This is a genomic window from Methylotenera sp. (assembly GCF_013141425.1).
In the GTDB taxonomy this organism is placed as follows: domain Bacteria; phylum Pseudomonadota; class Gammaproteobacteria; order Burkholderiales; family Methylophilaceae; genus Methylotenera.
Genome location: NZ_JABFRA010000132.1, coordinates 1 through 25,508 on the forward strand (window position 1 = coordinate 1; position 25,508 = coordinate 25,508).

Sequence of the window (25,508 nt, forward strand, 5' to 3'; positions counted from 1 at the left end):
TACTACAAAGTGCTGATATTCCTTAGCGATTTTAGTAAATTATTGCTTTTTGGTGGAGGTAAGCGGGATCGAACCGCTGACCTCTTGCATGCCATGCAAGCGCTCTCCCAGCTGAGCTATACCCCCGTACCTACATCTTTTCGTTATTAGCAACTTCAGCTATCAGCGAGGCGCCATATTAAAGATGGCGGGCTTTATTGTCAATGATTTTTCGGTGGTTTTAGCAATCATTATTAAATATTTACTTACAGGTTACTTTTGAAGCCAATTTTAGCTATTTTATTTGAATAGCCCGCATTGCTTACCAACCTGATTAACCACGAATATTTGATTGACTCTCAAACTGTGTCAATTCAACTCGAGGTAATGGCTGCCAACCTGCTTTGCGATATTCTGCCACTACGTTGGTGAATACACCGCCGCGCACATAGAATTTTGCAGTAACACGCATAAATTTAGGCTGGGTTGCATTTACCAAGTCATCTAATATGGTGTTGGTTACCGCTTCATGGAAGCAGCCTTGGTCACGGAAAGACCAAATATAGAGTTTTAGGCTTTTTAATTCAACGCAGGTTTGATCTGGAATGTAGTCTAAATAAATCACTGCAAAATCAGGCTGCCCCGTTTTTGGACAAAGACAGGTGAATTCAGGAATTTCCATGTGGATATGAAAATCTCGCACTTGATTGGGGTTTTCAAACGTTTCAAGTGTTTTTGTGGGTTGTGCTGTTGGTTTGCTGCCAATTGATTGCGTAGTCATAAGGTGTTCTTACTAAAAAAAAGTTATTATACTGGTTTATAAAAGTCTATAAAAATTTAGCTTAACTAAACTATTATTTATTTGATCGATTCAATTTGCGTTTAACTCATTTAAAACTGGCTGGCTTCAAATCGTTTGTTGATCCAACAACGCTACACATTCATGGTCAGCGTGTCGGTGTAGTTGGTCCCAATGGTTGTGGTAAATCGAATGTAATGGAATCTGTACGTTGGGTACTGGGTGAGTCGTCCGCAAAGGAAATGCGTGGCGATAGTATGGATGATGTTATTTTTAACGGTTCTGGCAATCGCAAACCTATCTCTAGGGCTAGTGTTGAGTTGGTGTTTGATAACAGTTTTGGTGGCGCTTCAGGCGAATGGTCGCAATACGCAGAAATTTCAGTTAAACGTGTTATTGAACGTGATAAAGGTTCTACTTATTTTATCAATAACACGGTTGTTCGCCGTCGTGACGTAGCTGATTTATTTCTTGGAACAGGCCTAGGCGGCCGGGCATATGCCATTATTGGACAAAATACCATTAACCGCATCGTTGAAGCGAAACCTGAAGAACTGCGTATTTTTCTAGAAGAAGCCGCTGGCATTAGTAAATATAAAGAGCGGCGGCGTGAAACGGAATCGCGTTTACGTGATACCCGAGAGAATTTAGTTCGAGTAGAGGATATTCTGCGTGAATTAGATAAGCAGATTGTGCGCTTGCAATCACAGGCGTTAGTGGCAGAGCAATATCATCGTTTGCAATCTGCATTGAATATGACTAAAGGTCAAGTGTGGTTGTTAAAAAAACGCGATGCTAGTGTGCAATGGGAAAAAGCGCAACGTAATGTAGATAAGCTTGTGAATGAGCTTGAAGCGCAAATGGCTAATTTGCGAAATAATGAAAGCGCTTTAGAGTTTGCGCGGCAGCAAAATTTTGCTGTCATTGAAGTCGTCAATCAGGCACAAAGTAAATATTACGAGTCTAATGCTGAGGTGTCTAATCTTGAGAATCAAGTCAAAAATACTTCAGAGGCGCGAGAACGCATGCAATTGCAATTGCAGCAGCTTACTGCGCAGCTTGATAAAAACATCGCTCAGCATGCTAATTTTCAAGAAAGTTTGTTAATTGCACAAAATGAAATTCAAATTGTAAATTTGGATTTTTCAGTGGCTGAAGAAGTAATTCAGGCTACTAGGAAAGCGCTGCCAATTCTATCAAATCAATATCAACAGGCACTCGCAGAATTTAATACTAGTCAATCCGCATTAACCCAAGCAGAGCAGCGTTTGCACCTAGAACGAGCAAATATTGGGCATATTGCTAGCACTGAGTCTGAAACGAGCGAATATTTACAGCGCTTGCAACTAAATTTAAATCAATTGCAATTTCCTTCAGAAGAGGCCCTAGAACAAAAGCTAGCACAGTTAAGTGAAGCAGAAACGGAAATAGCTTCAATAGAAAAGCGAGTATTGGATACGCGGCAAAATGAGCATGCACTTGACTTGGCGATTAAGGAAGCAAGAGATTTGCTAGCGACAAAACAAAGAGCATTGAACTTGGTAGAAGCTGAGATTGGCTCGCTGACTAAGATTCAGCAAGCAATGCAAAATGGAAATGATGCAGCCGCTTTGAATGCCTGGCTGGAAACTTCAGGTTTAATGAATAGCGTGCGAATTTGGCAAAAAATCAGTATTAAGTCGGGTTGGGAAACGGCATTTGAGTCAGCCTTAGGGCTTCGATTGAATGCACTTACCGCATCTGAAATACCACTTTCAGAACGACCGCCATCGGCACTGAGTTTGGCGATTACATCAAATTCTACATCAGCGCACAAACCAATTGCAGTTACGAACAAACGAGCGCTTTATTCATTAATTGAAAAAATAGAGCCCAATTTGCAAACTGTAATGCAAGACTGGCTTACAGGTGCCTATTTGCTTGAAGATGACGTGGATGCGATTGCAGCGAGCCAAACATTGGCAAACGGTGAGTACCTAGTGAATAAGCATGGGGATATTTTCACCAAGCAAAGTGTTAATTATTTTGGTGCGCAGTCTAACTTACACGGTGTGCTTGAGCGGCAAGCACAACTTGATAAATTACAGTTAAAACTGCCAGACTTGCAACATGAATTAGTGCTGGCGAACCAGCAAATCATGACATTGGAACAAAAGCTAATATCGCTACGAGAGGCTCATCAAACATTCAATCAGCGGCTAAAAACAGCTACGCAGCAGTTGCACCAATTAAATCTAGCAGCACAACAGCTTAAACAGCAACAATTAAATGCCTTACAAAGGCAAAGTGTACTACAAGCTGATATAGCTGTAGCGAATGAAAAACGCTTGAAACTTATTGCTGAGTCAGCTTTGAAAGAAAAGCTGTTGCAAGAAATTTCACAAAGTTTGGAAAATCTGCATAGTGGTAGGCAGATTGCAAGCGAGCAGCGAACTGCTGCTGAATTAGCTTTTAGTGATGCACGAAACGAATTGCAATTGCTCGAGCGTGCACACCAAGAAAAGGTGTTTAAAATAAAGTTAAATAACAATAATATCAATGATTTAACAGGTAAAATTAATCACTTACTTGAAGAAAATTCCAGTCTTAAATTGCGATGCAATGAAGTTGAAACCACCCTGGCCGCGACTAAAATGCAAGCATTAAAAGAAAATTTAGAAACAGCTATCAATAGCAAACGGCAGCAGGAGTTGGCGCTGATTGCTGCGCGAAATTTAATGAGTGAAAGTGAGTTGACATTACAACAGTTGGAACGCACGCGCATGCAAAATGAGCAGTTATTACACCCGATACGCGATAAATTAGAAGCTGGTAGACTGAATGAACAAGAGGCACGTTTGAATTTTGAGCAATGCCAAGCCGAGTTGCAGGCTTCAGGTATCAGCGAGACAGAACTAACTGAGCATCTTGAAATTCATGGCACTGAAAGTAAGTTGAAATCCGTTGATTTGGAATTAAAGCGCGATAATCTAGTGGCAGAATTAGAAGCATTAGGCGCGGTGAATCTGGCGGCTATACAGGAGTTAGAATCTGAGCAAACGCGTAAGCACTACCTTGATAGTCAATGTAATGACTTAAAAGAAGCCAGTGAAACGCTTGAAGACGCGATACGAAAGATTGATAAAGAAACTCGTGGTCGCTTGCAAGCTACATTTGATGAGGCGAATCGGCATTTTAGCGAATTGTTCTCAACACTATTTGGCGGCGGACAAGCAAGGCTGGAATTGCTCGGCGAAGAGATTTTAGATACAGGAATGCAGGTTTTTGCCCAACCACCTGGCAAAAAAAATAGCACGATTCATTTACTTTCTGGGGGTGAAAAAGCTTTAACTGCACTCGCTCTGATTTTTGCCTTATTTAGGCTAAACCCAGCTCCCTTTTGCTTGATGGATGAAGTGGATGCTCCGTTAGATGACAGCAATACCGAGCGTTTTTGTACGATGGTGAAAAAAATGTCTGAAAAAACACAGTTTTTATATGTAAGTCATAATAAAATAACCATGGAAATGGCGCAGCAATTGATTGGTGTTACTATGCAAGAGTCTGGTGTTTCACGTATTGTTGACGTAGATATTGAAGCCGCGGTTCGCATGATGGATGAGCAACTGCTTGATATATAAACAAAAAGCTATAAAATAATAGCCTTTACAATAGGCTTAACTAGGCAGTTGAGTAGATGATGATAATTTTAAAGGTTAAATTGATTTTGGAAGTTAATTTTAGATGAGTGAATTGCAAATAGCGTTAATCGGTATAGGCGCCTTGATAATATTGGCGGTGCTTGCAATTAATTGGTGGCAAGAAAGACGATTCCATCGTCAAGTCGAGAAAAGTTTCGCCCCTTTAAAGCGCGATGCATTGTTAGACGAGCCAACGCTAAATGACAGTGGCTTGGATGTTGTTTCTGAGAAAAGTGCTGATAAACGGTCAGACACCTTTTCTATCGATAAAATATCCGCGGAAGTAGGTTTTCTGCCAGAAAAAAAACCAGAAATTAGCGATCGTTTCGTGAATCTAACTAAAAGTGATGCCATAGAGCCCACATTTGGTGAGGATAATTCAATAGAATCTACTTATAATCAACTGATTAAATCAAAAATAGAAAAGTTATCCTCTAATCTTGCTGAAACGATTGCAAATCATCAGCCTGAAACACCAAGAAAAAAATTCTCAGAGCAATCAAATGCCTTTAAAGAGGTGTTTAGCGAAGATACAGCATTGCAGCAAGAGGCGTCATTCAATAGTAGTCCTGAAAATGTAAATTTTGAAAATCCGATTCAGAAAACAAGTAATCCAAGTATCTTTGGTGTAAATAAGCTGGAAACGCCACAGCAAGAAAGCCAAGATACTGCAATAACCTTGCCAGACATGTTGCACGGGCAAATAGATCTAACTGCATTGTTGTACTTGGCGACTGAAACTTCTGTGAGCACTTTAAGCAATGCCTTGCTGTCATTGTTTGACGGTTTTGATAAACCTGTTTTTGTGCACGTTTTGGATTCAAATAAACAATGGCATCTCCTTAAAGACTTGCAATCTAATCAAGAAGCGCTCAATCGATTGATTTCAAAAGTAGCTTGCAGCCTTCAGTTAGCCGATCGTGGTGGTGCTGTGGCACGCAATACATTGAATCGTTTTCAGTTGGCGGTTGAAACTTTGGGCTTGGGTATCAACGGTCATGTAGAATGGCAAGAGAAAGGTGATGCGCTGAACGCAGCAAATTCTCTGGATTTATTTTGTATTGAAGTTGATAAAACCATTGGCTTTCACTTGGTGCATGGTGAAAGCGGCCCCTTCACTGGGACTAAACTAAGAGGCCTAGCTGAATCGCAAGGTTTGCTACTAACTTCAGATGGCAGCTTTAAGTATTTTGATGAATCTTCCGATGAGAAGTCCGCTAGTAAACAAATTTTGGTTAAAACACAATTGCATCCGTCGTTTGTGATGTTCAATCGGGATGATCATCCTTTTAGCCCTGAAATGTTGCGTACATCCGTGGTAAAAGGCATTACTTTTCAGTTGGATATTCCGCACGTAAGGCAATGTGCCGAGATGTTTAATCGCATGGTGCAGGTCGCCGAACAACTAGAATTAAGCTTAGGCGCGGTATTAGTCGATGATAACAATAAGGTGCTTGGCGATATTCAAATTGAAAAAATTCGTCAGCAACTCAAAGTGATTCAAGCTAACATGCTTGTTCGCGGCATTGTGCCTGGCTCCGATTGCGCGCACCGCCTATTTTCATAAGGTTTTTTAACTTATCCAACTCGTTGTAAATTTCATTGAATCCAATAGTAAAAATTCTATGTTAGAGAGTGCTCAACAGCACGAGTTGGCCTTACGCTATGAGGCGCTACGTCAACTTATTGCGCAATATGACCATGAATATTATGTGTTAGACGCGCCAACTGTACCTGATAGTGAATACGATCGTATCTACCGCGAACTACAAACGCTAGAAAATCAATATCCTCAGTTAATTTCAGTAGATTCGCCAACCCAACGTGTAAGCGGCTTGGCAGTGAATGCGTTTAATAATATCAGCCATCGACAGGCCATGCTTTCACTCAATAATGCCTTTGCTGATAGTGAATTGGAAGCTTTTGATAAGCGTATCCGCGAAGCGCTTGGACAAGCACAAATTGAATATGCAGTTGAACCTAAATTTGACGGCTTGGCGATTACGCTGACCTATGAAAATGGCGTATTTACCCAAGGGGCAACGCGTGGTGATGGTTACACGGGTGAAGACGTAACGCATAACCTGCGCACTTTGCGTTGCATTCCTCTGCGGCTTAACTGCGAACAGCCACCCAAGCTTTTAGAAGTACGCGGTGAAGTATTGATGTTCAAGCGCGATTTTGAAAGGCTCAATCAAGCGCAGCAGACTAAAGGTGACAAATTATTTGCTAACCCCCGCAATGCTGCTGCAGGTAGTTTGCGGCAGTTGGACGCTAAAGTTACCGCAACACGTCCTTTAAGTTTCTTTGCCTATGGTTTGGGTGCGGCCGAAGGCGTGCCCGCACTAACAAGCCATCGCGCTGCGATGGACTATTTAGAAAGCTTATATTTTCCTGTAAGTAGTTTGAGGGAGGTCGTTACTGGTTTGGCTGGATTGCAGTCTTATTTTAAAAAAATAGGTCAAGCACGAAATACTCTGCTCTTTGATATTGATGGCGTGGTGTATAAAGTAAACCAATTTAATCAGCAAAATGAGCTGGGATTTGTTTCGCGAGCCCCACGCTGGGCGGTTGCACATAAATTTCCTGCACAAGAAGCGCTTACCCTGGTTGAGGATATTACCGTACAAGTTGGACGTACGGGTGCGATTACCCCAGTAGCAAGGTTGGCCCCGGTGTTTGTTGGTGGTGTTACCGTGACAAATGCGACGCTGCATAATGAAGATGAAGTGCGGCGTAAAGATGTGCATATTGGCGACACGGTTACGGTGCGCCGTGCCGGTGATGTGATCCCTGAGGTGGTGAGCGTGGTGCTTGAAAGGCGACCAGTAAATGCGCGGCGCTTTGAAATGCCCATCACATGTCCTGAATGTGGATCGCATATTTTAAAGCAGGCGGATGAAGCCGTAGCACGTTGTACAGGAGGTTTATTCTGCCCTGCGCAACGAAAACAAGCCATTACACATTTCGCTTCGCGTCGCGCAATGGATATTGAGGGCTTAGGTGAAAAGTTAGTGGATCAATTAGTCGAGTCCAATTTGGTACACACGCTGGCCGATATTTACCAACTGGATTTAGTTACACTGAGTAAGTTAGAACGCATGGCAACTAAGTCCGCCCAAAATATTCTGGATGCTCTCGAAGCTAGTAAAAGAACAACGCTGGCACGTTTTATATACGCCCTCGGAATGCGCAATGTCGGCGAGGCGACTGCAAAAGACTTGGCAAAGCATTTTGGTAACTTGCCTGCGTTAATGCAAGCCAGTAGCGCGGATTTATTAAACGTAAATGATGTAGGCCCCGTGGTGGCAGAATCGATTAGCAATTTTTTTTCAGAAGCACATAATCAAACAGTTATAGCACAGCTCATTGCTGCGGGCCTGAGTTGGCCTGAAAGCGAAGGTAAACAGGCTGCTACGGGGCATTTTCTTGGCAAAATTTTTGTGCTGACAGGGACATTACCCACGTTGTCACGTGACGAAGCAAAAGCATTAATTGAAGCCGCTGGCGGCAAGGTCAGTGGTAGTGTTTCTAAAAAAACAGACTATGTGATTGCAGGTAGTGATGCGGGCAGCAAGTTAGATAAGGCGCAGGAGCTTGGTGTGTTGGTGCTGGATGAGGCGGCTTTACTTGAATTGCTTGCTTGAAGTAGCGCTCGATTTATGACCAGCCAAAACTATCAGGCCTATTTAGAATCTGTTATTCATATTGCGAAACAGGCTGGGCTTGCCATCATGCAAGTGTATGCTACTGATTTCGATGTGCATAGGAAAGACGACAACTCACCCCTGACGCAAGCAGATTTAGCAGCACACCAAGTTATCGTCTCAGAGTTAAATAAACTCACTCCTCAGATTCCGATTTTGACTGAAGAATCAGAAGAAATAAGTTATGAAATACGTCAACATTGGCAACAATATTGGTTGATTGATCCTTTAGATGGTACGCGTGAATTTGTAAAACGCAACGGAGAATTTACCGTTAACATTGCTTTAATAGACAATCAACAACCAGTGTTAGGGGTGGTGTATGCGCCAGTGACAGGTTTGTTATATTTTGCTTGTCGCGGATCTGGTGCATATAGGCAAAGTTTAACCAAAGCCGCAGAAAAAATTCATGTGCGTGTGCTGAATTTAAAGCGGTTAACCATTGCGGGAAGCCGTTCACATGCAAATGAAAAAATGCAAGACTTCATGCGTAATTTAGTACCTACATTAGGTGAAACACCTGAACTAATTAGCATGGGCAGCTCTCTTAAAATATGTTTGGTGGCTGAAGGGCTAGCGGATGTTTACCCTAGGTTAGGGCCCACATCAGAATGGGACACCGCCGCCGCTCATTGCATTTTGCTAGAAGCAGGAGGTGATATTGTTGATGTAGTTGGGAATAGCTTGCTGTATAACAGTAAAAGCACGTTGTTGAACCCAAGTTTTTTTGCGCAAGGAAGTGGTGCGCCGCATTGGCATCAGTACCTATAAATCTGTTTTGTTGCCAAGTAGTTATAACCATACCTAGAAAGAAAACATGACCATTAAGTTAAAAACTACTTTAAGTATATTATTTATCTTATTGTTTATAAATAATGTTTCTGCAATTTCAACTGAAGCAAATGCCTGTAATCAATTACTGCAAAAAGGCGAACTTGATGCTGCATTAATTCAGGCAAAGAAAGCCATTGAATATAATAAAACAGACAAAGAAGTCAGGATTTGTCAGGGGCGTGCATATGGCTACAAGGGTGATTTTGATGCAGCGCTGGCTTCATTTAATTCTTTGGATGCTTTGTCGAGTGATGCTTCAGATAAAACGATTTCAAGTTATCTTATCGGTCGCACCTATGCTCAACTTAAAAAAAATGACCTCGCCATTGCTAGTTTTCAACAAACTATTTCAAATGCAAAAACTGCTAAATATCAAGCTTATGAGCGTATTGGACACAATGCAATCGGGGATGTCTATCTTACGAATAATCAACTTGCGCTGGCTCTGGACGAGTATCTATTGGGTACCAAGCTAGCGGCTAACGATAACGAGCGAGGTGAGAGTTATGAAAAAGTAGCTTTTACGCACCATAAAATGAATCAGCATGACTTGGCCCTTGAGTATCAAATTAAAGCCTATCTAATGCATGATACGGCTGGCACTTTAGATCAGTACGCGCATTCCAGTATCGAGTTAGGTCGGTATTACATCATTACGAAAAGTTATACGAGTGCGGAAAATGTACTAAATAAAATCATTAAGTTAGCCAAAGAACAGGGGGGCGCCTACTATGAAGCGCAAGGCAGTTATGTGCTAGCAAAAGTCAAAGTGGCTAGGGGCGACATTCCAGAGGCTAAAAGATTAGTTGAACATGCAAAATCGATTGCTGTAGCCGCGAATGATGAAGCCTTAACTAAAGAAATTGAGCAAGAAACAGTAGACTTGTTTTAAATGCTGTAAAAATCGTTAAGTGCAGTTTTTGTAAGGGATTATATTTCAAACCGACTAAGCATTACTACTTATTACTTTGCTAGTTATTACTTTACTAGCATTAGCTTATTATTCAACTTTATTGAGAGCGGCCATGATTATCCAAACGAAATCGGACATACTTCCTTCGGAAATTACTCCTAAGACGGTGTTCGATAATCGTCGAGAGTTTCTCCAGAAGGCAGGATTTGGTATTTTGGCAGGTTCTACAGCGCTATTGAGTAATCAGCTTGCTGCGGCGGTAGCAAGTACAAAGTCGTTAGATAATGAAAGCAAATTAATCGCGAGCGGTCAATCAAATGCGTTGAAATTTGCTTCCCGTCAGAAAATCACTGGCTATGCAAAAACACCTTATGGCGCAGATGAAAAACTGACAGCCTATGATGACATCACGACTTATAATAATTATTACGAATTTGGCACCGATAAAAGCGAGCCTGCGATTAACAGTAAATTGTTTAAACCGCATCCTTGGACAGTTAGCATTGAAGGCGAGGTCAAGAAAGCCAAAACCATAAGCATCGAAGATATCTACAAGTTAGCGCCATTAGAAGAGCGTATTTATCGTATGCGCTGCGTTGAAGGCTGGTCTATGGTCATTCCTTGGATTGGTTTGCCACTGGCTAAGTTAATTAAATGGGCTGAACCCAATGCCAATGCTAAATATATCGAATTTGTAACGCTGGCTGATAAGCAACAAATGCCTGGGCAAAATCTGCAATTGCTGGATTGGCCATATACCGAAGGTTTACGCATGGACGAAGCCATGAATCCGCTCACTATCATGGCGGTTGGTCTATATGGTGAGCAGCTACCTAATCAGAATGGCGCACCGATGCGCTTGGTGGTGCCGTGGAAGTATGGCTTCAAAGGTGCAAAGGCCATTGTAAAGATTCGCTTTGTTGAAAAAATGCCGATTACTGCTTGGATGAAGGCTGGCCCGAGCGAGTATGGGTTTTACGCCAACGTAAATCCACAGGTTGAGCACCCACGCTGGACGCAGTCCTCTGAAAAACGTATTGGTGCAGGTTTATTTGCTGGGCGCATCAAAACGCAGATGTTTAATGGCTACACCGAGCAGGTTGGGCAGATGTACGCAGGACTTGATTTACGAAAAAACTTTTAACGTTATTGTAAGAAAAATCTATTGCTATGTTGGCTTCTAATCGCCATGTTCCCACCAAGAAACAGATTAATTGGGTAAAAGCATTTGTTTTTATGCTTTGCCTTGTGCCGCTTATGCGATTGTTTTGGTTGGGTTTTCAAGATAATTTATCTGCAAATCCAATTGAGTTAATCGAGCGTTCTACTGGTTTTTGGGCTTTATTTATATTGTTAGCCACTTTAAGCCTGACGCCGATCCGATTGGTTACTGGTCGTGCTTGGCAACTTCAGTTGAGGCGTATGCTGGGTTTGTTTATGTTTTTTTATGCCTGTATCCACCTCGTTATTTATGTCTGGCTAGATTTTAGCTTTGACTGGAATGCAATTTGTAAAGATATTGTAAAGCACCCACGTATATTGGTTGGTTTTGCTGCTTTTATATTAGCACTACCATTAGCGCTAACGTCCACAAATTCGATGATGCGACGACTGCGTGAGCGTTGGCGGCAATTGCATCAACTGGTATACCTCCTTGCAGTTTTAGCCATTGTGCATTTTTGGTGGCTGGTTAAAAAAGACATACGTGAGCCATTATTTTACGCCCTTGTTTTATGCGTGCTGTTGGGCTTAAGAATTCATTATCACTTTTCAAAAACTACCAAGCCAACAGGCAAACCAAATGGTATTAGTAAATTTTAGTTTATCTTGTAAGTAATCCTCCTTTTTCTCGACTAAGCCTTATCTAAAGCGCGATAAGGCTTTTGAATAATCTTTTTAATGAAGAATAGGGAAAAATTATGCCGAATAACCGATTGATAGTCTTCGGACTTAAGCAATATCAAGTAACCATTCACCAGTTAAATGCATTGTCAGATGCTGTTCCACCTTTGCTACTGCGTTTAATTCTGGCTTGGGAGTTTGGTGAGGCTGGTATTGAAAAATTACACGGCACGAATTGGTTTGCTGATTTAAGCTTCCCGTTTCCATTTAATTTACTGCCGGCCGAGATTAGTTGGGGAATCGCCACTTGGTTTGAAATTATAGGCGCATTGGCCCTAGTATTTGGGCTCGCCACTCGATTTTTCACCTTTTCACTGATGATGCTGACTATCGTTGCAATTGCAACTGTGCATTGGCCTGAGCATTGGAACAATCTTTCACAATTGCTCACGGGCTATCGCATTATCGATGAGTCAGGAGATGGCTTTGGTAACTACAAATTGCCGCTGATTTACCTCGTCATGTTTTCGCCACTACTATTTGCTGGAGCTGGTAGGTGGAGTGTTGATTGTTGGATTCAGAAAAAGCTTAACAGTGTTTAAAACAATGGGTGTCAGTTTAAGCTAATAGTAAAAATACTGTTGGCCGTTTGTGTAAATCTGGCAAAGCTGATTTTTTCCAGTTTACTATTGTTTTGGTAACGATTGTTTCCGTTGCCAAGCTAATGTCGCAAGCCACGCAAAGCTTTGTGTTAGGCTGGCAAACGCTTAATATAGCTTCTAGCATGTGTTGGTTGCGGTAGGGGGTTTCTATGAACAATTGTGTTTCTTTGTGCGTGAGCGAGCGCTTTTCAACTTCTTTTAGTTTTTGATTGCGTTGTGTTTTGTCGACTGGCAAGTAACCTAAAAATGCAAATTGCTGGCCATTTAAGCCGCTTGCCATCAAACTGAGTAAAATTGAACTCGGACCGACAAAAGGCACGACGCGTATGCCTTTTTGGTGAGCTAATTCAACAAGTTTGGCGCCAGGGTCGGCTACCCCTGGGCAGCCCGCATCGCTCATTAATCCAATATCTTTACCGGCCAATAAGGGTTTGAGTAAGTCAGGCAAGGCTCTATCTTCGGTATGTTCATTGAGAAGATTGAGTTTTAACTCGCGCACTGGCTTGATGGTTTTAATCGTGCTTAAAAAATGCCGGGCGGATTTCTCACTTTCCACGACAAAGCAATCGAGCTGCTTTGCGATATTAACGACCTCAGGTGGCAATACCCTGGTGATGCTGTCGTCACCAAGGGTTACTGGAATTAAATATAACGTTCCGAGTTGGGTTGCTTGAGTCATTTAGTATTTAACAATCGCTTTATAGTTTAAAGTGGCACTGCTTTCCGCAGGAACATCAACTTTCCAAACGGCTAAGTGACTATTCACCTTTTTATGCGGCTGATTTTCTGCGGTAATAGTCCAATCACCTGAAATGGGTTCTTGAATAACAACGGTCATTTTTTCTTTTTTGGCATTTTTAAGGGTGATTTCATAAGCGCTTTCATAGGCGCTATGGCCTTTTTGCGGGTTTGGCAGTACCTTGAAACCGGTTTGTTTTTTATCGGCAGTCACATCAAATGATTCGCCCAATTTTAAACGGACCACTTCATTTTTAGGTGTGTGGTCAATATTGTCTTCGCCCACAAACTGTGCGTTACCTGCGTTATCTTTTTTGTATACCCGTATAATGCCTTTGGGTAAGGGTATGCCTAATTTTGCCGCTTCTTTATTGTCAAATTCTACAAATACTCCCACTTTAATTTTTGTGCCAATCTCACCGTAACTACTTTGATAGTAGTAATCGGCACCACGTAGCACCAATTCTTTACGTGCAGGCACGTTAGCTGCAGAGAGCAAGGCCACTTGTTTGGTTTGATTCTCACTAATCGTTGTCGGGCGATCCAGCGTATAGAGGTGGTATTCAAGCAGCGATTCTTCTGCCATCGGCACAGCGGCCTCCGCAACCATGTCTGCATTTTTACGCATAGACATCGCGCGCGGAAAATGTTCTTGCACACGATTTACATCGCCAGCTACGAGTTGTAGTTTTGCATTTTTGTAGCTCGCACCGCTGGTGTTGCTTAAGGTGACCCAGCCAGATAAATCAATGCTGTCTTCTTTGGGGTTGAGTTCTGCAACATAATCGGCTTTCCAACCTAAGCCGCCGGTTAAGTAGCTTAATTCTAAGGTTTGTTCAGCGGCAATTTTGTTGTTAAGTTTTGTGACTAGAGTAGGGCGATCACGCAGATTCTCAGGCACGTTGTCATACACAATGCGCCCTGGGATGCCGGTTTCAATGCGGTTGCCTATTTTGAGCACTACACCATTATTGGCTGATAATACCGTAGCAACTTCTGTAGTTTCCAATCCGGTAGTTGGATGAATTTTAACGATACTGACGGTTTTTCCGACATATTTCTCAAGCAATTTTTGTGGTGTCAGTAAGTCAAAATCAAAGTTTTGTTCGAGTGTGCTAAAGCTTCCGGCATGACTAATACTGCGAAGTAAGGCTGTTTCAGGCCGAATCTGTGCACTTACATCACGTAAGGCTAAGTCGATAATGCCGTTATTTATTTTTAACTTACGTTGATCTTTGATCAAGGCCAAATCGCCATTGTAGATGGTGACCGCGACAGATTGCTGGTCAGTAAGGGTGCTGCGAGTTTCATCTAATTCCATGGCGATGGCTCCCGTGACTAGGGTTGATAGTGTTGCCAGTAAAATAAGTTTGTATTTGAGCTTCATGATTTTTATCCCATCTAAATTAAGTTTAACTGTTCCATTTATTACAAACACAAGTTATGGTACTTTTAGCTCATGTAAATTTTTAAGCGCTGGTAAATTTTAAGTTTCCGTACACTTCAAGTGCTTGTATATTGGGTTAAACGTAATGGCTAGTGGAATGGGGTTAAATTTATTTTATTTTTTTAAATGATAGCGACACCTTCAACCTGCAGCATGCTCACCAGTGCAATTAAAGGCAGCCCGATGAGTGCATTTGGGTCCTCTCCCAACATGCGTTCGATGAGCGCAATGCCTAAGCCTTCTGATTTTGCACTGCCAGCGCATTGGTAGGGTTGCTCTTTATTGAGATAGTTTTCAATTTGTTCGTCACTCAGTTGCCTAAACCTCACCAAATAAGGCACCACCTGCGCTTGCATATTACCTGTAGTCGCATTGTATAAGCACAAGGCGCTATGAAAAGTGACCTCGCGACCACTCATTCGCTTTAATTGCTTCGTGGCGTTGTTGTGGTTCATCGGTTTACCTAATTGTTCTCCATCCAGGGTGGCTACTTGATCGCAGCCAACTACCAAGGCATGCGGGTAGTCGCTGCCGATTTTTTTGGCTTTTTCTTGCGCTAGCCTTAACGCAGTTTCTTGTGGCTTTTCATTGACGAGCGGTGTTTCGTCGACACGTGGTGAAATACTACTAAATGGAATTTGTAGTTTTTGCAAAAGCTCGCGGCGAAACTCTGAGGAGGAAGCTAGGATTAAAGTTTGTTTTGTCATAAATTGAATACAAAAATAAAAGCCGACAGCGATATTCTGTCGGCTTTGGGGTTCAAGTTTGTTTTTGGTTGAATTTCAAAGCATTTATTCAGGCTGAATTTCAAGCAAAGATTCATCAGGCGTTACGCTATCGCCCTTAGCCACATGCACTGCGACTACTACGCCTGAAGCCGCGGCTTGAATTTCATTTTCCATTTTCATCGCCTCAATCACCAGTACGCCGTCCCCCGCGTTTACTTTGTCGCCAACTTTCACTTTAACAGCCACAACTGTACCTGGCATTGATGTAGTGACGTGCCCTGCATGAGAAGGGCGTGGACGCCCACTTTTTGTAGCACCTGCAGTGGCTTTCTTTTTTCCACCACTGCTACCGCCAGAAACTTCGACTTCACTCAAGGTTTCAACAATCACCTCTTCTGCAATGCCGTCAATAGACACGTAGAATGGGCGTTTTTCTTCACCTGCGTGACCGCTACCCGTCAGGTTGATGTGGAATGTTTCACCGTGTAGCGTTACTTTGAACTCAGTGGGTGCAAAACGAGGTGCAGAAGCATTTACAGCGGCTTTGTCTTGTAACACCTCTGGTTTTAGTGAGCCAGCATTGCGTTCTTGGAGGTAGGTTTTACCAATATCTGGGAACATTGCATAGGTCAGCACATCTTCTTCTGTTTTAGCAAAGCGTTCGGCTTCGCTGGCTAATTTTACCATTTCAGGGCTAAGTAAATCAGCCGGCCTACAGGCAATGACTTCGCCATCCCCCACCGCTTTTTGTTTGACCTCATTATTTACAGCCGCAGGCGATTTGCCGTATTGGCCCAATAAGTAATTTTTAACTTCATTGGTGATCGATTTATAACGACCACCAGTGACAACATTGAGCACTGCTTGTGTGCCCACAATTTGCGAAGTGGGCGTGACCAATGGCGGAAAACCCAAATCTTTACGCACACGTGGAATCTCAGCCAATACTTCATCCATGCGATCCAGAGCACCTTGTTCTTTTAGCTGATTCGACAAGTTTGAAATCATGCCACCTGGTACTTGATTCACTAGTACACGAGTGTCTACGCCAGTGAAGTCGCTTTCAAACTGCCAGTATTTTTTACGCACTTCGCGGAAGTAAGCAGTGATTTCTTGTAAGGCCGGTAAGTCAATGCCAGTGTCATATTCTGTGTCTTGTAGTGCCGCTACAATACTTTCGGTGGAAGAGTGGCTAGCACCTTCACCAAAGGATGAGTTGCAAGTATCTACAAGGGTTGCGCCAGCTTCAATACCTTTTAAAAAGCACATGGCTGAAAGGCCAGAAGTAGCGTGGCTATGTAAATGAATGGGCAAGCTAATCGCACCACGTAGCGCCTTCACTAAATCACTGGTACTTTGTGGGGTAAGTAGTCCCGCCATGTCTTTAATGGCAATGGTGTCACATCCCATAGCTTCAAGCTCTTTGGCTAAACCGACAAAATGGGGAATGTCATGAACTGGACTGGTCGTATAACTAATTGCGCCTTCTGCATGCTTGCCTACTTTTTTAACCGCTTCTACAGAGGTTTTTAGGTTGCGCATGTCATTCATTGCGTCAAATATTCGGAACACATCAACGCCGTTATCGGCTGATTTTTTTACGAAAGCCTGAACTACATCGTCTGAATAATGGCGATAGCCCAATAAGTTCTGACCGCGAAGCAACATTTGAATGCGACTATTGGGTAAGGCCTTACGTAATTTAGCAAGACGCTCCCATGGGTCTTCTTTAAGAAAACGCACACAGGCGTCAAATGTAGCGCCACCCCAAGCCTCAAGCGACCAAAAACCTATCGCATCCAGTTTTGCGCAAATCGGCAACATGTCTTCTGTACGCAAACGCGTTGCGATTAATGATTGATGTCCGTCACGTAAAACGAGTTCAGTCAATTGTACTTTGGAGGTTTGGTTTGTCATATTTAACTCTTTACTTTAATTTATTTATTCAACTTTTTGCTTCAATTGACTTTTATTTATTTATTTTTGCAATGCACACCAACTAAATTCCTTCATGCGCGGCAATGGCTGCTGAAATAGCCGCGGCAATCATTTCTGGCGGAATCTCGTTTGCATAATTAGTCAGCTCTGGATGGGATTCAACGAAACTGGTATTGAAATTAGCCTCTCGGAAATCTTTATGCTTCAAAATCTCCTGATAATAGGGGATTGTAGTTTTAACCCCATAAATCAACATATCATCCAATGCACGACGACCACGCTCAATCACGCTATCCCAATCTAAAGCCCAAACGGTCAGTTTGGCACACATCGAGTCATAGTAGGGGGGGATCACATACCCGCTGTAAATCGCCGCATCCATACGCACGCCTGGGCCACCGGGCGCATAGTAGCGCGTAATCTTACCAAAACTTGGTAAAAAGTCATTTTTCGGGTCTTCCGCATTAATACGGAATTCCATTGCGTAGCCTCTGAATTGCACTTCTTTTTGGGCGTATTGTAAGGGCAAACCATAGGCGACACGGATTTGTTCTTGCACAATGTCGATACCCGTGATGGTTTCTGTGACAGTGTGCTCAACCTGCAAACGTGTATTCATTTCCATAAAATAAAACGTGTTGTCAGAATCTAATAAAAATTCGACTGTTCCTGCGTTTTCATAACCTACAGCTTTGGCTGCCTTTACTGCCAAACCACCAATATACTCACGTTGTGCTTGAGTAAGCTGTGGTGAGGGCGCTATTTCAATCAATTTTTGATTTCGACGTTGAATCGAACAGTCGCGTTCAAATAAGTGAATAACATTGCCTTGCGAGTCTGCCAAGATTTGCACTTCAATGTGACGCGGAGAAACCACACATTTTTCTAAAAATACTTCAGGCTTACCAAATGCTTTGCTGGCTTCAGAAATCACACGGTCATAGTTGCCTAACAACTCTTTCTCGCTATCGCAACGGCGAATGCCGCGACCTCCGCCGCCATTAGTGGCTTTAAGCATGACGGGATAGCCAATTTTCTTGGCTAAAGAAATCGCTTCATCTAAATCAGCCAGATTGCCATTGCTACCAGGCGTGCAGGGAATACCAGCATTGGTCATGGCATTTCGGGCTTGAATTTTATCGCCCATCTGGCGTATCACATCGGCGTTAGGGCCAATGAATTTAATTCCTCGTCGAGCGCAAATTTCAGCAAGCTCAGGATTTTCTGACAAAAAACCATAACCTGGATGAAGTGCGTCACATCCAGAGGCCACAGCAAGGTTGACGATTTTATGAGCATTCAAATAGCCTGCAACGGGATCTGCGCCGATGTTATAGGCTTCATCCGCCTTTTTAACATGTAAAGCTTGGCGATCGGCATCCGCATAAATTGCTACGGATTTAATGCCCATCTCCGAGCAAGCGCGTACAATACGCACTGCAATTTCACCGCGATTGGCTACAAGAATTTTTTTAAACACGTTACAACCTTTAAATTTGATACTAAAACTGGACAATTGTAACATGCGCAATCTTATTGCTAAATCCCCTAATCCAATTTTAGAGCGCGAATCAAATGAGTAATCACCCTATATTTATAGACAATCTTGCTTTTGCTAAAAAAAATGAATACCTAACAGGTCAATTGTTGGTAGCGGATAGTCCTAGGTTAGGTGATTTTTTAGGAATACTTAACACGCAAAATCGCCCAAATGACTCAGAAAATTTAAACTTGTCAGCTCTCGGTACAGTCGATTATAAATTGCAAGGCAAGAAAGATGCGTTAGGCCAGTATTTATTGTATTTGTCATTAAATATCCATTTAACGGTAATTTGCCAGCGCTGCTTAAGTGAAATGCCGCTGAAATTAAAGCTTAGTTTTAATTATTTAATTGGCGACGTAAGTGATGCTGACGTGAATGCCTTAGAAATTGACAATAACGACGACTTTGACCTTCAGCAGGCCAATAAAGCCATGGATGTGATTGCACTAATTGAAGATGAAATCATTATGGCGATGCCTATTGCGCCTATGCATGAGGAGGGTTGTACTGCTTTGGTAATGCAAAGTGGTGAGAAACCAAACCCATTTGCGGCTTTGAAAGGATTAATTAAGCCTTAAAATCTGATTAAAAGCTGACAAAAGTCATGTTTTATATTATAGTGCCGCACTAGCAGTTTAACGTAGTCTTAAATTAGTGATGTAAAGTAGTTATTTATACGTCAGTTTGTTTGTAATTGAGATGATGTTTTAATCATTTTATTGGAGTTTATTATGGCAGTTCAGCAAAACAAAAAGTCACCTTCAAAACGCGGTATGCACCGTTCACACGACTTTTTAGTCAACCCAGCTTTAGCAGTGGAGCCTACTACAGGTGAAGCTCACTTACGTCATCACATTAGTCCTAACGGCTATTATCGTGGTCGTAAAGTATTGCCTTCAAAAGGTGAGTAATTTTACTGTCTCATTTGATTTGCAAATTTAATCTAGCTAGATTAACCCTAGAATTAGAAATTTGATTAGTAACGGATTGAATTCATTAGCGCCGCGCCATTACTGGTGCGGCGTTGATGTTTTTGTCGCGCTAATAAATTCAGCTTGCTGAGTCAGCAAATAAATTGTTTAGTTAACCGGACAGAGTACAACTAACCCTATGGATATTACACTCGCAATAGACGCCATGGGTGGCGATCACGGCCCACACGTTACTATTCCTGCCGCACTTAAAGCGCTTAGTGAAGACGATCAGTTAAATATTGTTTTGGTTGGATTGAGCGACGCGATTGAATCTGAGCTTAAAGGGCGTAAAGCAACGACTGGGCCGCGATTACGTATTCATCACGCGAGTGAAGTGGTGACCATGGACGAATCCCCGCAACTGGCCCTTAAGAATAAGAAAGATTCTTCGATGCGTGTGGCGATTAACTTAGTTAAAAGCGGAGAGGCTTCTGCCTGCGTGAGTGCGGGGAACACCGGCGCATTAATGGCTACGGCACGGTTTGTGCTCAAAACCTTACCGGGGATCGATCGACCTGCTATTGCGGGCATATTTCCAAGCCAAAAAGGTAAAACCTATATTCTAGATTTAGGTGCGAATGCAGATTGTACACCTGAGCAATTACTACAATTTGCCGTGATGGGCAGCATGTTAGTTTCCTGTGTTGAGCATAAAGTAAACCCGACTATCGGCTTATTAAATATCGGTTCTGAAGATATTAAAGGCAATGAAGTTGTCAAACAAACCAGTGAGTTGCTGCGAAATAGCCACCTAAATTTTTATGGGAATGTAGAAGGTAACGATATTTTTAAAAGTACCACGGACGTCGTGGTGTGCGATGGTTTTGTTGGCAATGTGACGCTAAAAGCTTCTGAAGGTTTGGCGCAAATGATGGGGCGTTTTCTTTCGCAAGAATTCAAGCGTAACTGGCTGACTAAATTAATGGGTATTGTGGCTATGCCAGTGCTTAAAGCCTTTAAGAAACGTATGGATCCGCGACTCTATAATGGCGCCAGTTTTTTAGGTTTGCGTGGTATTGTAGTGAAAAGTCATGGCGGTGCGGATGTCGTGGCATTTTTAAATGCCATTCATACGGCAGTTGAAGAGTCTCGTAGTGGTGTGCTTAAGCGCATTACCGATCAATTGGAAATAGAGCATATTCAGTCACAGGCTGTAACAGCAAATGCTAATAGCACGGATAACGAATGACATATTCTAGAATTGCAGGCACAGGAAGCTATCTTCCGAAAAAAATACTCTCGAATGCCGATTTGGAAAGCATGGTTGATACCACGGATGAGTGGATTTTTACTCGCACTGGTATTCGCGAACGTCACATTGTGGCCGATGACGAAACTACCAGTGATTTAGCTTTGCAGGCAGCACGTAAAGCCATTGAGGCTGCCGGTATTGCGGCGACTGATATTGATTTAATTATTGTGGCGACAACAACACCCGATAAAATATTTCCAAGCACCGCCGTGATATTGCAAAATAAACTAGGTATTGCTGGCTGTCCAGCCTTTGATATTCAAGCGGTTTGCAGTGGTTTTGTTTATGCGCTGGCTACGGCAGATAATTTTATTAAATCCGGTGCTACAAAATGTGCATTAGTCATTGGTGCAGAAACTTTTTCTCGGATCGTGGATTGGACTAATCGCGGTAATTGTATTTTGTGGGGCGATGGTGCGGGCGCAGTGATATTGCAAGCAAGTGCAGAGCAGGGCGTAATCTCCACGCATCTACATGCAGACGGAAGTTACGAAAAAATGCTTCATGTGCCACGTACCAATGGCTGTGATACCGTTGAGATGGAAGGTAACGGTGTTTTTAAAGTGGCAGTGAATACTTTAGATGCCATAGTGGACGAAACATTGACCGCCAATGGTCTGCAAAAGTCAGATGTAGATTGGCTGGTGCCACATCAAGCCAATATTCGCATTCTACAAGCTACAGCTAAAAAACTAGACATGAGCATGGATCGCGTTGTGGTTACCGTAGATAAGCATGGCAACACCTCAGCTGCTTCTATTCCGCTTGCGCTCGATGTGGCAGTTAGAGATGGGCGCATCAAACGTGGCGAGATAATTTTAATGGAGGCTTTTGGTGGTGGGTTCACCTGGGGTTCCGCATTAATTAAATATTAGTATTTAATACTAAAATTTATTATAGGACTTCAATGACCGATCCATTCAAGGGATCACTTTTTTGCAACACTTAAAAACTATCATGAATAAATTTGCATTTCTATTCCCTGGGCAAGGTTCACAATCAGTCGGCATGATGGCTGGCTTATCCGATGGAACTTCCTCGGTTTCTACCACTGTTCGCAATACCTTCGTCGAGGCATCAGACATCTTAGGGCAGGATTTTTGGGCGATGGCGACCGAGCCGAACGAAGCAATTAATGAAACTACCAATACTCAGCCTATTATGCTGATTGCTGGCATTGCTACATGGCGCGCGTGGCAAGCCACAACAGAAAAACAGCCAAGTGTGTTGGCGGGTCATAGTTTAGGAGAATACACAGCCTTGGTGGCCTCTGGCGCTTTGTCTTTTGCAGAGGCCTTACCATTAGTACGTTATCGCGCGGAAGTGATGCAAAGTGCTGTACCCGCTGGTGTGGGCGCGATGGCTGCTATATTAGGTCTAGACGATGAGGTTGTTCGTGAAGTATGCGCAGAAGCGGCACAAAATGAGGTATTGGAAGCGGTAAATTTTAACTCCCCTGGTCAAGTTGTGATTGCGGGCAATAAAGCTGCTGTTGAGCGTGGTATGGAACTGGCTAAAGCGAAAGGCGCTAAACGGGCATTGCCTTTACCTGTTAGCGTACCTTCACACTGTGCGCTGATGAAACCTGCCGCGGTTAAGCTCGCTGAGTACTTAAAAAATATCACTATCAACATCCCTCAGATTTCCGTTATTCAAAACGCCGATGTACTTGCCTTTCATGCGGGCGATAAAATTAAAGATGCTTTAGTGCGCCAACTCTACAGCCCAGTGCGCTGGGTAGAAACAGTACAAGCGATTCATGCACAAGGAATTACACAGGCTGCAGAATGTGGTCCAGGTAAAGTGCTGGCTGGTCTAACGAAACGTATCGTGGCTGACTTGCCTTGTGTTGCGTTGGTCAACCATACTGCTTTCACTGAATTGCAGGCCTAATCTAATTTAAACAACGGAATAATTTTAATGGTAGTTTCATTTATAAAAATCAATATTTTCATGGAGTTATCATGTTAACTGGACAAATTGCTTTAATTACAGGTGCTAGTCGAGGCATCGGAGCAGCAATCGCACATGAGCTGGGTTTACAAGGTGCAATTGTTATTGGAACCGCCACTTCTGCTTCTGGCGCAGCGTCAATCAGTAGCACATTTAGTGCAGCTAATATCAAAGGTGAAGGTTTGGCTTTGGATGTTAATGATGCCGCACAAATTGAAGCAACATTGAAAGCTATCAGTGAAAAATATGGAGATGTCAGCATTTTAGTGAATAATGCAGGCATTACCCGTGACACGTTGTTAATGCGTATGAAAGAAGATGATTGGGACGCCGTAATTAGCACCAATTTAACTTCAGTATTTCGCATGAGCCAAGCCGTGTTACGCCCAATGATGAAAGCACGTGCTGGGCGTATTATCAGCATTTCATCCGTAGTTGGCCATATGGGCAATGCAGGTCAAACTAACTATGCAGCTGCCAAAGCTGGTATGACAGGCTTCACAAAATCATTGGCGGCTGAAGTGGGCAGTCGTGGTATTACGGTAAACTGTGTAGCGCCAGGCTTTATTGAAACTGACATGACCGCTGAACTTTCAGAAGAAATTACCAGTAAAATGCTCGCACGGATTCCAGTTGGCCGTTTAGGTAACGTTAAAGAAATAGCCGCTACAGTGGCTTTTTTGGCTTCTGCTAACGCTGCCTATATTACGGGTGAAACAATTCATGTGAATGGCGGTATGTTGATGGTTTAATCTTTTAATTTTCGACATGAAATTAATTGAGATATTATTTTGGTATTGATTAAGTTTTTGGTATTCTGTTCGAGTTTTGGTAGAATACTGTCTTAGCCGAGTTATTTTTCATATTTAGGCTATTTTTTATAAAAGGGGTAAATAGATGTCTGACATCGAACAACGCGTTAAAAAAATTGTTGCAGAACAACTTGGTGCAAATGAAGCTGATGTTAAAAATGCATCATCTTTTGTAGATGATTTAGGTGCTGACTCACTCGATACAGTTGAGCTTGTAATGGCACTTGAAGAAGAGTTTGATTGTGAAATTCCTGATGAAGAAGCAGAAAAAATCACTACAGTTCAATTAGCGATTGATTACATCAATACTAACCTCAAATAAATTCATACAGGTTGCTAGGCTACTTGGTATGCTTTTTAGGCATACTTAAGGCGCTGTAGCTACCTTATTGCATTACAACCCAGAAATCATTTAGCAGTTTTTGTAAAGGTTTTCTGGGTTAATCATTTCTGAAAGACTTAACTTATGTCTAAACGCAGAGTCGTCGTTACTGGTCTTGGTGTGGTTTCGCCTGTAGGGATTGGTGTTAAAACCGCATGGGATAACCTGATTGCTGGTAAGTCGGGCATTACTCAAATTACTAAATTTGATGCGAGTGCATTTTCATCCACCATTGCAGGTGAAGTGAAAAATTTCAATCCTGAAGATTTTATTACAGCTAAAGACGCAAGGCGGACGGATACCTTTATTCAGTTCGGTCTAGCAGCGGCAATCGAGGCGGTGAAGGATTCAGGTATCGTGGCTACCGAAGAAAATGCGGAGCGTATTGGCGTGTCGATTGGCTCCGGTATTGGCGGCATGCAGTTTATTGAGGATACTGACATACTCTATCAGGAGTCAGGTCCGCGTAAGATATCGCCTTTCTTTATTCCTGGCACCATTATCAATATGATTTCAGGTAACTTATCTATTCTTTTTGGCTTTAAAGGCCCGAATGTGGCGATTGTAACGGCCTGTACTACAGGCACACATTCTATTGGCGATGCGTCACGCATGATTGAATATGGCGATGCTGACGTGATGATTGCTGGCGGCGCAGAAGCGGCTATTACGCGCCTGAGTGTAGGAGGTTTTGCTGCTTCTCGTGCACTTTCTACGCGCAATGATGATCCAGCAACTGCAAGTCGCCCCTGGGATAAAGATCGTGACGGCTTTGTAATAGGCGAGGGCGCAGGTGTCATGGTGCTTGAAGAGTATGAGCATGCAAAGAAGCGTGGTGCTAAAATCTATGCTGAGTTAAGTGGTTACGGCATGAGTGCTGATGCTTATCACATGACAGCACCTAACATGGATGGACCACGTCGATCCATGCGTAATGCACTGAATAATGCAGGTATAGATCCTTCTGCAGTGCAGTTTATCAATGCGCATGGTACTTCTACCCCACTGGGTGATTCAAATGAGACGAATGCCATTAAAGCGGCATTTGGTGAGCACGCTTATAAGTTAGTCGTCAATTCTACCAAATCAATGACAGGCCATTTGTTGGGTGGTGCTGGTGGTCTAGAATCGGTCTTTACCGTGCTGTCCATTTATAATCAAGTGTCACCTCCAACCATTAATATTTTCAATCAAGATCCAGAATGTGACTTGGATTACTGTGCGAATACAGCGCGTGACGTGAAAATTGAATATGCACTGAAAAACAATTTTGGTTTTGGCGGCACGAACGGTAGTTTGGTTTTCAAAAAAATATAAGTTTTCAT

Annotated in this window: 22 protein-coding genes and 1 tRNA gene; 16 read left to right on the forward strand and 7 right to left on the reverse strand. The window is 42.6% G+C overall.

Annotation, left to right across the window (positions count from 1 at the left end):
* Positions 1–50: 50 nt before the first annotated feature.
* Together HOO90_RS11390 and queF are read right to left on the reverse strand one after the other, a co-directional pair.
* Positions 51–126 (reverse strand) — tRNA-Ala (locus tag HOO90_RS11390).
* Positions 127–313: 187 nt separating this feature from the next.
* Positions 314–760, reverse strand: a complete 447-nt coding sequence (queF, locus tag HOO90_RS11395; protein ID WP_292843155.1) for a preQ(1) synthase — start codon at positions 758–760, stop codon at positions 314–316.
* A gap of 95 nt (positions 761–855) precedes the next feature.
* Here queF and smc point away from each other — a divergent pair, with 95 nt between their 5' ends.
* The 8 genes from smc to HOO90_RS11435 all read left to right on the forward strand — a co-directional run bounded on the left by smc (position 856) and on the right by HOO90_RS11435 (position 12,356).
* The gene (gene smc, locus HOO90_RS11400; protein WP_292843157.1) at positions 856–4,398 is read left to right on the forward strand and encodes a chromosome segregation protein SMC; all 3,543 of its coding nucleotides are present in this window, start codon (positions 856–858) and stop codon (positions 4,396–4,398) included.
* A 103-nt stretch (positions 4,399–4,501) separates the two neighbouring features.
* Positions 4,502–6,025: a cell division protein ZipA C-terminal FtsZ-binding domain-containing protein gene (locus HOO90_RS11405; protein WP_292843159.1), complete on the forward strand. Its 1,524-nt coding sequence runs from the start codon at positions 4,502–4,504 to the stop codon at positions 6,023–6,025.
* A gap of 58 nt (positions 6,026–6,083) precedes the next feature.
* Complete coding sequence (ligA, locus tag HOO90_RS11410; protein WP_292843161.1) at positions 6,084–8,105, forward strand: NAD-dependent DNA ligase LigA; 2,022 nt, start codon at positions 6,084–6,086, stop codon at positions 8,103–8,105.
* 15 nt (positions 8,106–8,120) lie between these two features.
* Complete coding sequence (gene cysQ, locus HOO90_RS11415) at positions 8,121–8,936, forward strand: 3'(2'),5'-bisphosphate nucleotidase CysQ (protein WP_292843163.1); 816 nt, start codon at positions 8,121–8,123, stop codon at positions 8,934–8,936.
* 46 nt (positions 8,937–8,982) lie between these two features.
* The gene (locus HOO90_RS11420) at positions 8,983–9,891 is read left to right on the forward strand and encodes a tetratricopeptide repeat protein (RefSeq protein ID WP_292843165.1); all 909 of its coding nucleotides are present in this window, start codon (positions 8,983–8,985) and stop codon (positions 9,889–9,891) included.
* Between the two features lie 133 nt (positions 9,892–10,024).
* Positions 10,025–11,056, forward strand: coding sequence for a protein-methionine-sulfoxide reductase catalytic subunit MsrP (gene msrP / locus HOO90_RS11425; protein ID WP_292843167.1), 1,032 nt, complete (start codon positions 10,025–10,027; stop codon positions 11,054–11,056).
* Between the two features lie 26 nt (positions 11,057–11,082).
* On the forward strand, positions 11,083–11,733 hold the full coding sequence (locus HOO90_RS11430; protein WP_292843169.1) for a sulfite oxidase heme-binding subunit YedZ: 651 nt from the start codon (positions 11,083–11,085) through the stop codon (positions 11,731–11,733).
* 98 nt (positions 11,734–11,831) lie between these two features.
* A complete protein-coding gene (locus tag HOO90_RS11435) occupies positions 11,832–12,356 on the forward strand; it encodes a DoxX family protein (RefSeq protein ID WP_292843171.1) in 525 nt (174 codons plus the stop codon).
* 16 nt (positions 12,357–12,372) lie between these two features.
* Here HOO90_RS11435 and HOO90_RS11440 read toward each other — a convergent pair whose 3' ends face one another.
* The 5 genes from HOO90_RS11440 to HOO90_RS11460 all read right to left on the reverse strand — a co-directional run bounded on the left by HOO90_RS11440 (position 12,373) and on the right by HOO90_RS11460 (position 18,747).
* Positions 12,373–13,095 (reverse strand): SAM-dependent methyltransferase, encoded by a 723-nt coding sequence (locus HOO90_RS11440; protein WP_292843173.1) that lies wholly within the window; start codon positions 13,093–13,095, stop codon positions 12,373–12,375.
* Positions 13,096–14,541, reverse strand: coding sequence for a DUF4139 domain-containing protein (locus HOO90_RS11445; protein ID WP_292843175.1), 1,446 nt, complete (start codon positions 14,539–14,541; stop codon positions 13,096–13,098).
* A 182-nt stretch (positions 14,542–14,723) separates the two neighbouring features.
* Positions 14,724–15,308 carry a Maf family nucleotide pyrophosphatase gene (locus HOO90_RS11450; protein ID WP_292843177.1) on the reverse strand — a complete coding sequence of 195 codons (585 nt, stop codon included), beginning with the start codon at positions 15,306–15,308 and terminating at the stop codon, positions 14,724–14,726.
* An 84-nt stretch (positions 15,309–15,392) separates the two neighbouring features.
* Positions 15,393–17,246, reverse strand: coding sequence for a sodium-extruding oxaloacetate decarboxylase subunit alpha (oadA, locus tag HOO90_RS11455; RefSeq protein ID WP_292843179.1), 1,854 nt, complete (start codon positions 17,244–17,246; stop codon positions 15,393–15,395).
* 82 nt (positions 17,247–17,328) lie between these two features.
* Positions 17,329–18,747: an acetyl-CoA carboxylase biotin carboxylase subunit gene (locus tag HOO90_RS11460; RefSeq protein WP_292843181.1), complete on the reverse strand. Its 1,419-nt coding sequence runs from the start codon at positions 18,745–18,747 to the stop codon at positions 17,329–17,331.
* Positions 18,748–18,842: 95 nt separating this feature from the next.
* Here HOO90_RS11460 and HOO90_RS11465 point away from each other — a divergent pair, with 95 nt between their 5' ends.
* The 8 genes from HOO90_RS11465 (at position 18,843) to fabF (ending at position 25,500) form a co-directional block, all read left to right on the forward strand.
* Positions 18,843–19,388 carry a YceD family protein gene (locus tag HOO90_RS11465; protein WP_292843183.1) on the forward strand — a complete coding sequence of 182 codons (546 nt, stop codon included), beginning with the start codon at positions 18,843–18,845 and terminating at the stop codon, positions 19,386–19,388.
* Between the two features lie 153 nt (positions 19,389–19,541).
* Positions 19,542–19,721 carry a 50S ribosomal protein L32 gene (rpmF, locus tag HOO90_RS11470; protein WP_292843185.1) on the forward strand — a complete coding sequence of 60 codons (180 nt, stop codon included), beginning with the start codon at positions 19,542–19,544 and terminating at the stop codon, positions 19,719–19,721.
* A 199-nt stretch (positions 19,722–19,920) separates the two neighbouring features.
* Positions 19,921–20,973, forward strand: coding sequence for a phosphate acyltransferase PlsX (plsX, locus tag HOO90_RS11475; RefSeq protein WP_292843187.1), 1,053 nt, complete (start codon positions 19,921–19,923; stop codon positions 20,971–20,973).
* Positions 20,970–21,911 carry a beta-ketoacyl-ACP synthase III gene (locus tag HOO90_RS11480; protein WP_292843189.1) on the forward strand — a complete coding sequence of 314 codons (942 nt, stop codon included), beginning with the start codon at positions 20,970–20,972 and terminating at the stop codon, positions 21,909–21,911. The genes plsX and HOO90_RS11480 overlap by 4 nt, the downstream gene beginning before the upstream one ends.
* 82 nt (positions 21,912–21,993) lie before the next feature.
* Positions 21,994–22,929: an ACP S-malonyltransferase gene (gene fabD / locus HOO90_RS11485; protein WP_292843191.1), complete on the forward strand. Its 936-nt coding sequence runs from the start codon at positions 21,994–21,996 to the stop codon at positions 22,927–22,929.
* Positions 22,930–23,000: 71 nt separating this feature from the next.
* Positions 23,001–23,741, forward strand: a complete 741-nt coding sequence (fabG, locus tag HOO90_RS11490) for a 3-oxoacyl-ACP reductase FabG (RefSeq protein ID WP_292843193.1) — start codon at positions 23,001–23,003, stop codon at positions 23,739–23,741.
* Between the two features lie 145 nt (positions 23,742–23,886).
* Complete coding sequence (acpP, locus tag HOO90_RS11495; protein ID WP_015832083.1) at positions 23,887–24,123, forward strand: acyl carrier protein; 237 nt, start codon at positions 23,887–23,889, stop codon at positions 24,121–24,123.
* A gap of 144 nt (positions 24,124–24,267) precedes the next feature.
* Positions 24,268–25,500 carry a beta-ketoacyl-ACP synthase II gene (gene fabF / locus HOO90_RS11500; protein WP_292843199.1) on the forward strand — a complete coding sequence of 411 codons (1,233 nt, stop codon included), beginning with the start codon at positions 24,268–24,270 and terminating at the stop codon, positions 25,498–25,500.
* Positions 25,501–25,508: the final 8 nt, after the last annotated feature.